The sequence below is a fragment of the Bacillus sp. DWP3-1 genome (genome assembly GCF_049896565.1).
Taxonomy (GTDB): domain Bacteria; phylum Bacillota; class Bacilli; order Bacillales; family Bacillaceae; genus Bacillus.
On record NZ_JAFCUN010000004.1, the window covers coordinates 297,182 to 311,933 of the forward strand.

Consider the following 14,752-nt stretch of genomic DNA (forward strand, 5'->3'; position numbering starts at 1 on the left):
GGCAAGTATTATCTATAACTCGCCCTTAGACTTTATTTTTTTTGAAAGTGTGTTATATAGTAACCAAGCGATTTTATCTCCTGCATAGAAAAAATATTTTTTGCTTTGGATATCTTCATTTTTATAACAAATACCTAAGTGAATACATTCACTTAAAATTTTCGAGGATTTTTTCTTAGCTAGATTTTTCTTCAAATCCAAAAAGAAATTTGTAACTAAAAGTGCAACGATGTAAGGTGTAAATAAAATTGTAGCGAGATTAATAAGATTAGCTTTTGAAAAATTCTTTATATATATATTTATCTCATTGAAATTTATTTTTTCTTTTTCTGCTAATTTCAATGCAACTTGTTTTTGTTCTAATAATGAAGGTCCAGAGAAATTAATACTTACATGAAAAAAAATAGAGATAGATACTAATGAAATGATAATATTACTTAATTTAAGTACATTGCTTAATTGATCCAGTTGATATGGTGGATGAAATATAATAATTATTAAAAGAAATATTACAGAATATATAGTTATTATAATAAAAACAAAAATATATTTCTCATTAAGAATATAAGAAACAATAATAAGGTTTTCATTTTTGAAAGTTGATATGAATTTTATAAGGTGATTATATGCATTATTGTTTGTGGAAAATGAAAAAAGAGTTATAACCAACGTTAAAACTGAAAGGATTAAAAAAATCAAACCGAAAAATCCCAAAAATGTAGTGCTAATAATCCCTAAAAATCTAATGTAAAAATTATTGCGATATATTGATAAACCGATTAGAAATAAGCAAAAACTAAAAGAAAGCAAAGAAATTCCATGGATACTATTCCAAAAATGATAAAATATATTGAAATTCAAACCAATGGTTATTTCTACTAAAATAAAAATTATAGATATTAACATTATAATTTGACCTCGGATTTGACGGTCTACTTTAAAGTTCTCATCAGTAATATCTAGGTGCTTAAGTTTAAGTGTTGATATATATATAGATATGGTTTTTAAAATCCAAAATAATGGGATGAGAGAAAATGATAGTTTAAATATCATAATATGTATGGAACTAAGTAAACTTATCAAAATATAATACCCTAAAGATAAATTCAAACCTTTTTTTATACTAACTTTAGTGATGTAGGTCCAAACAGTTTGCATTCGTTCTCCTTAATTTTTTCTTTTTATACTAATTATAACATTTGTGAAGGTGTGTACCAATAGCTATATAGGACAATCTAAAATGAAATCATCACACAGTTGAAGAAATAATCCGTCATTAGAACCGCATCTCTACGTCTGCTATAATAAAAGGATGGATAGAAGAAAGAGATGTGAAATCTAGTGTCAAAAACAGTTGTATTAGCAGAGAAACCTTCGGTCGGACGTGATCTTGCACGTGTGCTGAAGTGTCATAAAAAAGGAAATGGCTTTTTAGAAGGAGATCAATACATTGTGACGTGGGCGCTTGGCCATTTGGTCACACTGGCTGATCCAGAAGGCTACGGAAAAGAATTTCAATCCTGGCGTTTAGAGGATTTACCGATCATTCCAGAGCCGCTTAAGCTTGTGGTGATGAAAAAGACAGGCAAACAATTCCAAGCAGTGAAAGCGCAGCTTGCGAGAAAAGATGTCAAAGACATTGTCATTGCAACAGATGCTGGACGTGAAGGGGAGCTTGTCGCAAGATGGATTCTTGAAAAAGCACATGTGAAAAAGCCCTTGAAACGACTATGGATCTCATCTGTCACGGACAAAGCCATTCAAGAAGGCTTCAAACGATTAAAAGACGGCAGAGAATACGATAACCTGTATCGCTCGGCAGTTGCACGTGCAGAAGCAGACTGGATTGTCGGCATCAACGCAACAAGAGCGCTGACAACCAAGTTCAATGCACAGCTTTCCTGCGGACGGGTGCAAACACCAACGATTGCCATGATCGCCAAACGAGAAGAAGACATTCAGCAATTTCAGCCGAAGCCGTTCTATGGATTGACTGCACAAGTAGATGGACTGACTTTGACCTGGCAGGATGCTAAAACAAAGCAAAACCGTACCTTCCAAGAGAATGTGATCAAAGAGCGCGTGGCAGCATGCGAAGGAAAACCAGCAGTGGTTGATGCGTTGAAAAAAACAGCTAAAAAAGCTTTTGCGCCGGGACTGTACGATCTGACTGAATTGCAGCGTGATGCGCATAAACGCTATGGCTTCTCAGCAAAAGAAACATTATCTACACTTCAGCGATTGTATGAGCAGCATAAGCTCGTGACATATCCACGTACAGATTCAAGGTTTATTTCAGCGGATATCGTTCCCACATTAAAAGACCGATTAAAAGGAATGAACGTCAGACCATACGCGCAGCATGTGAACCGGATTTTACAATCAGGTGTAAAAGCGCACAAAGGCTTCGTCAATGATGCAAAAGTGTCAGATCACCATGCGATCATTCCAACCGAGGAAGAGCTGTATCCAGGTGCATTAAGTGATAAAGAGCGTAAATTATATGACCTTATTGCCAAACGATTCCTTGCGGTACTCATGAATCCTTTTGAGTACGAAGAAACAACGGTTATCGCCAAAATAGGCAGTGAAACGTTCACAGCAAAAGGGAAAATCGTGCAATCAGCTGGCTGGAAAGCCGTGTACGATGATTCCTATGAAGAAGAGGAATCAGCCGAGGTGGATCAACATTTGCCGCTGCTTTCAGAAGGACAGTCACTAGACGTACGACAGCTGAAAGAAACAAGAGGAGAAACGAAACCTCCTGCACGTTTTAATGAAGCGACCCTATTATCTGCCATGGAAAACCCAGCGGCATTTATGCAGAAAGAGGAAAAAGACTTAGTGAAAACCCTTGGTGAAACAGGTGGTCTAGGGACAGTAGCAACAAGAGCAGATATTATTGAAAAGCTGTTCAATAGCTTCCTAATCGAGAAAAAGGGCAAAGACATCTTCATCACATCGAAAGGAAAGCAGCTGCTCTCTTTAGTGCCTGAAGACTTAAAGTCTCCTGCGTTAACAGCGGAATGGGAACAAAAGCTTTCTAAAATCGCAAAAGGGCAATTGAAAGCTTCTCAATTCATGAGTGAAATGAAATTATATGCGAAACAAGCCGTATCTGAAATCAAACAGACGAACCAGACCTTTAAGCATGACAATGTCACTGGCACCCATTGCCCAGACTGCGGAAAACTGATGCTGAAAGTGAATGGAAAACATGGAACGATGCTTGTTTGCCAGGACCGGGAATGCGGCCATCGTAAAAATGTGGCGAAGAAAACAAACGCACGCTGCCCGAACTGTCATAAAAAGCTCGAGCTGCGCGGAGAAGGCGATGGCAAAATCTTTGCTTGTGTGTGCGGCCATAGAGAAAAACTGTCTGTCTTCGAAAAACGCAAATCTCAATCCAATCAAAAGAAAGCCAGTAAGCACGATGTGTCTAAATATTTGAAGAAACAAAAGAAAGTGGAAGAACCAATTAATAATGCACTAGCTGAACAATTAAAGAAACTAAAATTAGATCAATAGTTGTGTAAAAACCCGTGCGGAAACGCATGGGTTTTTCAGTGTTCTCAAGCATATCGACATATTGTTTTTCTGAAAATGGGAATAAATATGCGAAAAGACTCGTAATTTGGTATAAAATATTTATTTAAATTTAAACAAAAACGCTCTATAATAAATCGTTAGATGCTTAGAGAACGGGGAGTTGAAAGGGGACACGAATGCATACACGCATATATCGTACAGCAATTGTTTTACTCATTGTCATTCTACTAGGCGGATGTACCTGGAAGCAGCAGAAAGAATCAGCTGATCCAGTATCGCCACAGCCTGTATTGCCTGGAGAATATTTTATCACTCACCACTTAATGACAGATCAAGGCTTGATTCGTACCTCTTTTGCAGAGCAGCACATCTACTTATCTGAATCACTCGGACTTTGGATGGATTATCTTGTTCGAAAAAAAGATCAAAATTTATTTGACCAACAGTTGGGTGTTCTACAAGATCAATTTTTACTAGACCATCATCTTCTCAGCTGGCAAATTGAATCTGAGCAAAAAAGTAAGGCCAATGCTTTAGTTGATGATTTACGTGTAGTGGCGGCACTTCAAAAGGCAAATCGTTTGTGGAAGAAGTCAGCGTATCAAACGACAGCAAAAGAAATCGCTCAAGCGTTAAAAGAAAAAAACATGTTCAAAGGCATATTGTCCGATTATTATGATGCATCAACAAATCGAACTTCACACACAATCACACTCTCTTATATAGACCCAAAAGCAATCAAAGAATTGGAATCCCTCAAAATATTCACGAAACAAATGACCAGTAACCAATTAGCCATTCTAAAACAAGCACCGAGAAAAAAAGGATTCTTTCCTAAATCCTATGACATAAAGAAAAAAACCTATTCGTTTGATCGAGAAATCAATATGATCGATCAACTCTATACGGCTCTACATGCCCATCATGCAAAGGTTAATACGTCTGCGATCATGAAATGGCTTAAAACGACTTTTAAACAAGAAGGAAAACTGTACGGGAGATATAAGCTGAGCACATTGCAGCCATCTGTGACGTATGAATCGCCTTCGGTATATGCACTTGTCCTATTGTATGCCCTTAAACAAAACGAGCTTGAATTTGCAAAGGCTGTTTATCACCGCATGAAAGAATTACAAACCCAAGATCCTCTCAAGCCTTATTACGGAGGATATATGAACGAAAAAGACACACACTCATTTGATAACTTATTGCCTCTGATTGCAGAAAGGGAGCTTCTAAATGAATCGGTTGTTCAGTAACACGTATCGCTTGTACTATTCTCTGCTCCTCACGTTTGCAGGCCTTATTTTGTTTATGGGCTATCTCAACGTACAAGATGCGGAGAGCTTTATGATCATCGCACTGACATTTGTCGTGTTAGGCTGCGGTATTTTATTTGGTATCCTACCAGCATTAATTTTCACCTTGCTTATTTTGTTCTTTATAGGAAGCGCCATGTTCTTTACAGAGTTTGGTCATGAAAATCCCCTTTTTTCAAATCAAACATTGCAAGATGTAGTGATTTGGGGCGTAGCACTTCTTTTTTTTGCTATTTCAGCGGGAAGCTTGCATGAACGGATCAAGATGCTGCGTCACACCATTGAACAACAAAAGCAGGCCATCAAACAATTTGTGGCGATTGATTCGACAACAGGATTTGACAATGCTGAGCGGATGAAGCTCGAATTGTCCGAGGAAATGAAACGGGCAGAACGGTACAAACAGCCATTTGTCTTTATTCTTCTTCATATGAATTACGCAGCGGAATTCAAATCGTTATATGGAAAAAAAGAAATGCAGCACCTATTTCAGCAATTAAGTCTCAAGATCCGCGAAAGCGTAAGAGAAACCGATAAGAAATTTCGATTATCCGAAGATCGAATGGGCTTGCTGCTAACTCACACACCAGAAGAAAACGTGTCAGTTGTCCTTGATAAGCTAAAGAATAAACTGCAACCGCATGTCCTGTTAAACGGTCGTGAAGTGACCTTGACATTTCTTGTCTGTCATTTAACAAGCAGCTCGGATTATCGAACGCCAGAGCAATTTTTAGAAGAACTAGAAAAAGAGATGATGATGAATGAACTTTAATTCTTTGATGAAATGTTGTTTGATGATCGCGCTTTTTTCGATTCTTTCGTTTAAACACATGGCTTCAGCCGATGCTCTTGTCACGCAGCCAAATACCCTGATCGTTTATTCCACACAATCGGATGAAGTGACTCCAGCCGTTCATATGCTGGATCTACTCGCCGGTCATTTTTCTAAACAGACGACGATTGTATCCGATGAACATTTGGCTGAAAAGAGGATCAATGAATTTCAGCAAGTCATTTATCTCGGTGAAATAAAGAGAACCTTGCCAAAACAAACCATTCGTGCGATGAACGAATCACAGCAGGTCATCGCCATTGGATACAATGCGGAACAGCTTCGCCCATTCTCCAAGCTTACTTTTCACAAACAAGATCATACCAGTCAAATGAAACATACACATGATCAGACATACCGTCAGCTAGAGAGAAGTATCAGTGCGTTAACGGTTCGAGGGGCAGCCCTGCATAGTGAACTTTTATTGAAGAATCATCAAGCTGATCTGCCATTTGTGATTCAAACAAAAGAAGGTGCGGCATATATCGGAATCTTAGATGTCGTGCAGCACAACAAAATTCTTGCAGAAGTGCTAGAAAAATACATGCCTTCTTCTGTGCAAATGACGACAAAATACTTAATGCTCGGGAACATCAGTCCAGCAAGTGACGAGAAGAAGCTGCTTGAACTTGGACAATACGTATCCGCACGGCATATTCCTTTTCAGATCGCAGTGACTCCTGTTTGGATGGATCGAGAAACAGGTGATGAAGTCACACTGAGTGACCGCCCGAAGCTCGTGAATGTGTTAAAACAATTGCAAGGCAATGGAGCGAGTATCATTCTTCATGGCTTTAGCCGTACGTATCGAACGGAGGAATCTGGTCAGAGCTTTGAGTTCTGGGATGCAAAGTATGATCAGTCCATCACGTCAAATGATCCCAAAAAAACTGAGAAGAAACGGAGTAAAAGTCAGTTCCCAAATGAAAAAGACTTTAATGCTTATACCAGATCGAATCAGCAGCAAGAAACCGCCTATACAGAAGAAAAACTGACAAAGGGCATCGAGCTTCTTGCCCAGCAAGGTCTATATCCTCTTGCGTTCGAGGTGCCGCATGATGCCATATCTCAACAAGGTTATGAAGTGATTTCAAGGCATGTGTCAAGTCTATTTGGACAGGTGCAGCTGTCAGACCGCACTTGGAAAACAGTCGGTGCACCGCCGCTGGTGACGTCTCCTGCCATGTTACATGGAATGACCCTATATCCTCAGCGACCAGTAGAGACAGCGTCTGACCAAGAAGATTCAAATGTTTTAACTGAACAGACGATTCAATCCATGCAGCATCTTCAATCAGCCGCAATCGGACTGTCCTATGATGTAGAATCAGGAATAGCCGGATTACAGGAGCTGATAACACAGATGGAGGCAATCCCTTCTAGTGAATGGCTGGATTTAAAGAAAACAAAACAGACGGTCCAAACTGCACATGTAAAAATCCAAACATCAGGGAATGGACATATTCAAGTAGAGCAATCCGACATAGCCGAAACAAAAACAGTCAAACGAAGCGGCATAGAAAATATGCTGCGAATTCTTACAGTCGTGGTGATGCTATTTATTGCGGCATTTGCTTTATACACATTGTATTTAAGACTGACAATGAAAAAACGAATTTTTAAGGAGAGAAAATTAGGTGGCTGATGTCTTATTTTATCTTTCATTACTACTGATTTGGACTATGCTCCTATACCACATGTTTCTCATGCAGGGCGGCTTTCAGCATTACCTCACCTATGAAAAAGTGCTGCCTAAATGGACAAAACAAGGGAAAGAGCTGCCAACCGTCAGTATCCTGATTCCTGCTCATAATGAAGAAATTGTCATTCGGCAGACGTTAAAAGCGATGGTCCAGCTATCTTATCCTAAACACCTCCTTGAAATCATTGTGATTAATGACAATTCCTCTGATCGCACAGGAGATATTGTGCAATCATTCAGTGAGCAATATGATCATGTCCATATGATTGAAACGAAGCCGCCATTTGCAGGGAAGGGAAAATCTACTGCACTGAATGAAGGATTGAAGGCTTCGACAGGAGAAGTGATTTGCGTATACGATGCAGATAACATGCCGGAACAAAAGGCTGTCTATCATTTGGTTCTTGGGTTATTGAATGATCCAAAAGCAGGCGCCGTTGTCGGGAAATTCAGAGTGATCAATGCAGCCCAAAATTTGCTGACCAAATTTATTAATATTGAGACCATCTGCTTCCAATGGATGGCGCAGGGCGGGAGATGGAAGTGGTTTGGGATTGCGACAATACCAGGCACCAACTTCGCCATCCGCCGGCACATTTTAGAAGAACTCGGCGGCTGGGATGTCCAAGCTTTGGCCGAGGACACCGAATTAACGATCCGTGTGTATAACCTTGGGTATGTGATTCGATTTTTCCCAGCTGCGATCACATGGGAACAAGAGCCTGAGACATGGAAGGTCTGGTGGCGGCAAAGAACGCGCTGGGCTAGAGGTAATCAATATGTTGTACTCAAATTTTTAAGACAGTTTATGAAGCTGAAACGAAAACGAATGATTTTCGATTTGTTTTATTTCTTCTTTACGTATTTCTTATTTTTCTTCGGTGTTCTGCTCTCAAATGGCATCTTTATTGTGAACCTATTTGTTGACCTTCACTTATCTGTAGGGACTGTCGCACTGATCCTGTGGGGATTAGCCTTCTTCCTCTTTCTAACAGAAGTGATGATTACATTAAGTATTGAGAAAACAGAGCTCACCAAACAAAACATTCTCATTGTGGTCCTCATGTACTTCACCTATTCTCAAGTATGGATTGCGCTTGTCGTGTACTCCTTATGTGTAGAGGTGAAGAGCCGATTATTGAAACAAGAAGTGAAATGGTACAAAACGGAGCGTTACGATCAACAACAAAAGAAAAGCGGGTGACAAATTGAAATCGGTCAAATGGATGATTTTTATATTAGCGCTATCCCTTGCTATTCAGCCTTTTTTCATGGCAAGTCAAGCAATGGCGCAATCCAATCGAGTACAAGTGAAAGACGATTGGGTTCGCTCATCAAAAGGAAGTCAAACAGAAACGCAGCATCTATCAGAAGATGTGGTGACTTTGTATGGACAAGAAGACCGCACTGAATTTTCCTATCAAATGGAGAAAGAAAAAGTAGAGTCTAGCACTCTTACATTAAATATAGAGGCTTCACCATTACTCATTTCGCCATCGTCTTTCACAGTGATGATCGATGGAGAGATTGAAAAGACAATCCCTGTATCAGGGAAAAACCAAAAAAAATCGATTCAAATCAAATTGAACAAAGCGCAATTGAAAAAAGGATCTCATCAAATTCAGCTCGCATTTTATGGTGTGTTAAAAGAAGGTGTGTGTATCAACCAAGAGACACCTGCCAATTGGCTGAAAGTATATCCTGAAAGTGAGCTGGCGTTCAAAGGAGCTCAAACGAAAGACGTGACGTTAGACAGCTTCCCTTCACCTTTTATTCCATCAGGTGAGCAGAAAGAACAAACAGATATTGTGATTCCAAATACACCGGAAGCGGCTGAATTAGAAGCGGCTATGAAAATCTATCGTACGTTGAAAAACAAAGACCGTCTAGCAGACCTCAAACTCGTTCAAGAAAAGGACCTCAAGCAAATTGCGCATCCAACCATTGCTGTGGGAGCAAAAGGAAGCTGGAAAGGACGAATGAAATCAATCGAGCAAGCGGCTGGAATTAAAACAGAAAGCAATCAACTTACGTTAGCGGTGAGAACCCTGACAGCAAAGAAAAAAGAACAGCCCATTTTATTTGTCTCTGCTAAGCAGCCAAAGACAATTGCTGAAAAAATCAGTGTCCTGACTCAACCTGAACTGACGGGTCAGCTCACTGGTACCGACCTGCTGCTGCAAAAGGTGACAGCTAATGCTTCTAAGCCATCGCATCATATTCGTTTAATAGATTTTGGCGGAGATGATGTCACAGTTGGAACCAAAAAGACGGCATCTGATCACTACTATTATCCGAAAGCATTAATCGCTCAACAAAAATCAGGTGCAAAACTAAATCTATCATTTAAAAAATCGGATCCAGCGAACAAAGCGGAACGTCTAACAGTGATGATCAATAACGAACCGTACGACATACCGTTAACAAAACTAGGAAACAAAGATGAGAATGGATTCTATCATGTGTCCATTCCAGTAGACTCGCAAGTGCTTCAAAAGAACGAGTATGTGGACTTGCAATTTGTCACAACGGGTTTTAAAAGCATGGAATCGTGCAGACATACGGATGAAGAAGGCTGGATTTACATTGACAAGAACAGCTCTCTTCAAATACCAGAAGGAACAAATAGTGATACACCGGATTTAGCCGCATGGCCGCTTCCTTACACTTCAAAAACACAGCAAGGAAACACATTGATCATCATGCCAGATCAAATCAAGCAAGCAACGATCAATCAAATGGCGATGCTGACAGAATCATTTAGTCAGCCGGAAGCTGCTCAATATCATTTGATCAAAGCATCGAATGTGACAAATGAACAATTGAAAAAGAACTCTCTCATTTTCATCGGGGGCATCCAGACATTCTCTCTTTTAAAAGAAAAAGCAGACGATCTCATCGTTCCAGCGAAAAAGGGTCAATATGATGTATCCTCATTTGGCATGATCAACGAAACCACAGCTCGTATTGTATGGACGCAGCCATCTGTATGGAATAAAGAACAAACAATGACCGTTTTTGCAGGAATGACGGCAGCTGACGCTGATGTTTCAAATGATATGATACGTTTCCTTCAAACAAATACGGAGACCGCAACAGTTGCAATAGAAAGCAAAAACAAAGAGATGTTCTCTAATCATCAAACAGTCACCAGCACAACAAATGATCTGAAAAAAGGTGAAAAGCAAGGCGATGGTGAGTCTTGGATTTACTTTGCGTGTATCGCTGTACTGATCATTTTTGTGGTGATGATGATTGTTTATTTCGTACGAAAAAATCGCAAAAAAACTGAGTGATAAACGGTCAAAAGACCTTGAAAAAATCTCTTTACTTTGGTGTCAAACGGGAGTATGATCTCTTTTATAAAAGACCAATCGCTGAATCATTTCGATGAGCGGGGGAACCAATTGTGGTGGAAAGCACCACGTGGGGTGAATCCTTTTTAGGTAGGGCAAAGTCTCATGCGCCCGAATCCGTCAGCTAACCTCGTAAGCGTTAAAGAGAGCAAAGACCAACCTGTGATCTAAACAATAGGCACAGGGGCATTCTATTGCCTCTGTGTCTTTTTGGCGATCCATCTTTTGTAATTTAAATCGTTTGACACTAAAGGAGCGGGCATCACATGTACAGTTTGATGAAGCGTATTTTAATTGGTAAACCATTAAAATCACAGGCAGCAGGAGAACAAAAACTATCAAAAATCAAAGCGTTGGCATTATTGTCATCAGACGCATTGTCATCAGTTGCATACGGTACAGAACAAATTTTAATTGTTCTTTCCGTGGTTAGTGCAGCAGCATTTTGGTACTCACTCCCGATTGCAGGTTGCGTATTAATTCTTTTAATGGCATTAATTCTATCTTACCGCCAGATCATTTATGCTTATCCAGAAGGCGGAGGGGCATATGTTGTCTCTAGCAGAAACCTAGGTGAAAAACCAGGATTGATCGCTGGTGGGTCATTGCTTGTAGACTATATTTTGACTGTAGCAGTGAGCATATCAGCGGGTACTGATGCCATCACATCGGCTTTTCCAGCACTATATCCATATCATGTTTTGATCTCAATTGTATTGGTCATCGTGATTATGGTGCTCAACCTTCGTGGATTGACAGAATCGGCATCTATCCTGGCTTATCCTGTATACTTGTTTGTATTTTCACTCCTTATCTTAATTGGAGTAGGTGGCTTCAAATTATTAACAGGAGGCGTACCGCCAGCACCTGAGCATGCAGCGGTAGGCACACACGTACAAGGCATTACATTATTTCTGTTATTAAAAGCTTTTTCATCTGGCTGTTCTGCTCTGACTGGAGTAGAAGCCATTTCAAATACCATTCCATCCTTTAAAAAACCAGCTGCTCAAAATGCAGCAAGAACATTATTGATGATGGGTGGATTACTAGCCGTTTTATTTGTGGGAGTCACATTGCTTGCATTTGGTTTTGGCATCTCACCAAAGCCAGAAGAAACGGTTGTATCACAAATTGCATCAGACACTTTTGGACGTACGTTTTTCTATTACGTGATTCAGGCTGTCACAGCGCTAATCTTAATATTAGCGGCAAATACCGGCTTTTCAGCCTTTCCTTTATTGGCTGTCAATTTAGCAAAGGATAAATATATGCCGCGTATGTTTACTGTAAGAGGAGACCGGCTTGGTTACTCCAATGGCATTATCTTTTTAGGCGTAGCCTCTATGCTGCTCATTTGGTTGTTTGATGGGAAAACAGAACACCTCATCCCGCTATATGCTGTCGGTGTGTTCATTCCATTTACCCTGTCGCAGACCGGCATGTGTGTGAAGTGGATTCGAGAAAAACCGCAGGGCTGGAAAACGAAAATGCCAATCAATATAGTCGGAGCACTGATTTCTTTTACAGTTTTCATGATACTCATTTTGACCAAGTTCCATCTCGTATGGCCAGTATTTGTTTTCATGCCTATTGTTCTATTTATCTTTCATTCCATTAAAAAGCATTACCTGTCTGTTGGAGAACAACTGCGTTTATTGAATGAAACAGAGCCTGTTGAGATTAAAGGGAATGTGGTCATCGTACCGATAGCAGGTGTAACACGTGTCGTCGAACAATCTGTCCAATATGCAAGGTCTTTGTCAGATCAAGTCATAGCGGTTCATGTATCCTTTGATAAAGAAAAGGATAAGAAAATTGAAGAGGATTGGGAAAAACTAAACAGCGGTGTACGGCTTGTGATGCTGCATTCTTCCTATCGAAGCCTCATTCACCCGCTTGATAAATTTCTTGAAACCATTGAGGCAAAAGCAAATGCGCATCAATATAAAGTGATGGTGCTCGTGCCTCAATTTATCCCGAAAAAAAGATGGCACACCATTTTGCATAATCAATCTGCCTTTTTATTAAGATTCCGCCTTTTATGGAAGCGTGATATTGTGGTGGCGACCCTCCCATATCATTTTAAAAAGTAGCAAAAGCAAGTTGAAACGTTTGATTAAAAGGATGCGGTGGTATGGAGTAAGAAAAAAGGAGTTTTCTCACATGCCGCAAAGAACCGCAGGAAAAGAAGTAACAGCGCTACTGGAAGAGTGGGGCGTGAAACATATTTATGGAATGCCCGGCGACAGCATAAACGAATTGATTGAAGAACTTAGGCATGAATCAAGCCAAATACAATTTATACAAACGAGACATGAAGAAGTGGCAGCACTTTCAGCGGCGGCTGATGCCAAACTAACAGGTAAACTCGGTGTCTGCTTATCAATCGCTGGACCGGGTGCTGTCCACTTATTAAATGGACTATATGATGCAAAAGCAGATGGTGCACCAGTTTTAGCAATTGCAGGACAGGTTGCTTCGGCCGAAGTAGGAAGAGACGCATTCCAAGAAATCAAATTAGAGCGGATGTTTGATGATGTCGCTGTCTTTAATCAGCAGGTACAGACGGCAGAAGCGCTGCCTGACTTATTGAATCAAGCCATCAAAGCAGCTTATACCCATAAAGGTGTGGCAGTTCTCACCGTATCGGATGACTTATTTTCTCAAAAAATTAAGCGTAAACCCATTTATACATCTCCTCTTTATGTTGAGGGAGAAGTACGGCCAAAGAAAGATCAACTGCTAAAGGCAGCTCAGCTGATTAACAATGCGAAGAAGCCAGTCATCTTAGCAGGTAAAGGATTAAGAAATGCAAAAGAAGAGCTTCTTTCATTTGCAGAAAAGGCAGCTGCTCCTATCGTCATCACACTCCCTGCAAAAGGGGTTGTGCCAGACAGGCATCCATACTTTTTAGGTAACCTAGGTCAAATTGGAACGAAGCCGGCATATGAAGCGATGGAAGAATGTGATCTCTTAATTATGCTTGGAACCTCCTTTCCATATAGAGACTACTTACCAGAGGACACGCCAGCCATTCAACTGGATATTAAACCAGATCAAATCGGTAAAAGATATCCAGTAGATGTGGGAATCGTGAGCGACAGCAAGAGTGGTTTGCATGAACTGACTTCCTACATTGAATATAAAGAGCAGCGTGGTTTTCTTGAAGCTTGTACAGAGCATATGATGAAGTGGCGAGAAGAAATGGATAAGGAAAAATCCGTTGCTACTTCACCGATTAAACCACAGCAAGTCATTGCTAGATTAGAAGAAGCAGTCGAAGACGACGCTATTCTTTCAGTTGATGTTGGTAATGTGACGGTCTGGATGGCACGTCATTTCGAAATGAAACAGCAGGATTTCATTATCTCCAGCTGGCTTGCCACAATGGGCTGTGGTTTACCTGGTGCGATTTCGGCTAAGTTAAATGAACCGAACCGACAAGCCATTGCTGTCTGTGGTGATGGAGGCTTCACAATGGTCATGCAAGACTTTGTGACAGCTGTAAAATATAAGCTGCCGATCGTTGTCGTGATCTTAAACAACAACAACCTGGGAATGATTGAATATGAACAACAGGTAAAAGGAAACATCAATTATGGTATAGAGCTAGAGGATATTGATTTTGCTAAGTTTGCAGAAGCATGTGGCGGCAAAGGAATCTCCGTGTCATCACATGAAGAACTAGCTCCAGCCTTTGATACAGCCCTTCAATCGGATAAACCAGTCATTATTGATGTCACTGTCGCCAATGAACCCCCGTTACCTGGAAAAATCACGTACACCCAAGCAGCAGGCTTCAGTAAATATTTATTGAAAAAATTCTTTGAAAAAGGTGAGCTGGATATCCCTCCACTCAAGAAAAGCCTCAAACGCTTTTTCTAAACACAAGGTAGTCGGTCTTCTGAAAAGAAGGCTGACTTTTTTTTGTGATGATTAGGGAAATCATTTCAATTGTCACTTGCCTTCATCTCTATTAAAATATTTGGAAATT

General features: G+C 40.2%; 9 protein-coding genes and 1 riboswitch. Of the genes, 8 read left to right on the forward strand and 1 reads right to left on the reverse strand.

Annotated elements, in window-relative coordinates; genetic code table 11:
• Positions 1-12: 12 nt before the first annotated feature.
• Positions 13-1,158, reverse strand: coding sequence for a hypothetical protein (locus tag ACP7A0_RS11285; protein WP_426005160.1), 1,146 nt, complete (start codon positions 1,156-1,158; stop codon positions 13-15).
• A 183-nt stretch (positions 1,159-1,341) separates the two neighbouring features.
• Here ACP7A0_RS11285 and ACP7A0_RS11290 point away from each other — a divergent pair, with 183 nt between their 5' ends.
• The 8 genes from ACP7A0_RS11290 (at position 1,342) to ACP7A0_RS11325 (ending at position 14,643) form a co-directional block, all read left to right on the forward strand.
• Positions 1,342-3,528, forward strand: coding sequence for a DNA topoisomerase III (locus ACP7A0_RS11290; protein WP_095285980.1), 2,187 nt, complete (start codon positions 1,342-1,344; stop codon positions 3,526-3,528).
• 197 nt (positions 3,529-3,725) lie between these two features.
• Positions 3,726-4,808 (forward strand): glycosyl hydrolase family 8, encoded by a 1,083-nt coding sequence (locus ACP7A0_RS11295; protein WP_034664009.1) that lies wholly within the window; start codon positions 3,726-3,728, stop codon positions 4,806-4,808.
• Positions 4,789-5,640 carry a diguanylate cyclase domain-containing protein gene (locus ACP7A0_RS11300; RefSeq protein WP_426005163.1) on the forward strand — a complete coding sequence of 284 codons (852 nt, stop codon included), beginning with the start codon at positions 4,789-4,791 and terminating at the stop codon, positions 5,638-5,640. The genes ACP7A0_RS11295 and ACP7A0_RS11300 overlap by 20 nt, the downstream gene beginning before the upstream one ends.
• Positions 5,630-7,345: a DUF2334 domain-containing protein gene (locus ACP7A0_RS11305; RefSeq protein ID WP_034664005.1), complete on the forward strand. Its 1,716-nt coding sequence runs from the start codon at positions 5,630-5,632 to the stop codon at positions 7,343-7,345. The genes ACP7A0_RS11300 and ACP7A0_RS11305 overlap by 11 nt, the downstream gene beginning before the upstream one ends.
• Before the next feature lie 37 nt (positions 7,346-7,382).
• The gene (locus ACP7A0_RS11310; protein ID WP_392387702.1) at positions 7,383-8,606 is read left to right on the forward strand and encodes a glycosyltransferase family 2 protein; all 1,224 of its coding nucleotides are present in this window, start codon (positions 7,383-7,385) and stop codon (positions 8,604-8,606) included.
• 4 nt (positions 8,607-8,610) lie between these two features.
• On the forward strand, positions 8,611-10,698 hold the full coding sequence (locus ACP7A0_RS11315) for a cellulose biosynthesis cyclic di-GMP-binding regulatory protein BcsB (protein WP_426005166.1): 2,088 nt from the start codon (positions 8,611-8,613) through the stop codon (positions 10,696-10,698).
• A gap of 69 nt (positions 10,699-10,767) precedes the next feature.
• Positions 10,768-10,912, forward strand: a riboswitch (cyclic di-AMP (ydaO/yuaA leader).
• Positions 10,913-11,024: 112 nt separating this feature from the next.
• Positions 11,025-12,851, forward strand: a complete 1,827-nt coding sequence (locus ACP7A0_RS11320; protein ID WP_034663998.1) for an APC family permease — start codon at positions 11,025-11,027, stop codon at positions 12,849-12,851.
• Positions 12,852-12,921: 70 nt separating this feature from the next.
• Positions 12,922-14,643, forward strand: coding sequence for a pyruvate oxidase (locus ACP7A0_RS11325; RefSeq protein ID WP_334750819.1), 1,722 nt, complete (start codon positions 12,922-12,924; stop codon positions 14,641-14,643).
• The last annotated feature ends 109 nt before the right edge of the window (positions 14,644-14,752 follow it).

Excerpts from the sequence above, each read along its gene's own strand:
- ACP7A0_RS11320 (WP_034663998.1), top strand. The coding sequence starts at position 11,025 with ATGTACAGTTTGATGAAGCGTATTTTAATTGGTAAACCATTAAAATCA.
- ACP7A0_RS11300 (WP_426005163.1), top strand. The coding sequence starts at position 4,789 with ATGAATCGGTTGTTCAGTAACACGTATCGCTTGTACTATTCTCTGCTC.
- ACP7A0_RS11305 (WP_034664005.1), top strand. The coding sequence starts at position 5,630 with ATGAACTTTAATTCTTTGATGAAATGTTGTTTGATGATCGCGCTTTTT.
- ACP7A0_RS11285 (WP_426005160.1), bottom strand. The coding sequence starts at position 1,158 with ATGCAAACTGTTTGGACCTACATCACTAAAGTTAGTATAAAAAAAGGT.
- ACP7A0_RS11310 (WP_392387702.1), top strand. The coding sequence starts at position 7,383 with ATGCTCCTATACCACATGTTTCTCATGCAGGGCGGCTTTCAGCATTAC.
- ACP7A0_RS11295 (WP_034664009.1), top strand. The coding sequence starts at position 3,726 with ATGCATACACGCATATATCGTACAGCAATTGTTTTACTCATTGTCATT.
- ACP7A0_RS11325 (WP_334750819.1), top strand. The coding sequence starts at position 12,922 with ATGCCGCAAAGAACCGCAGGAAAAGAAGTAACAGCGCTACTGGAAGAG.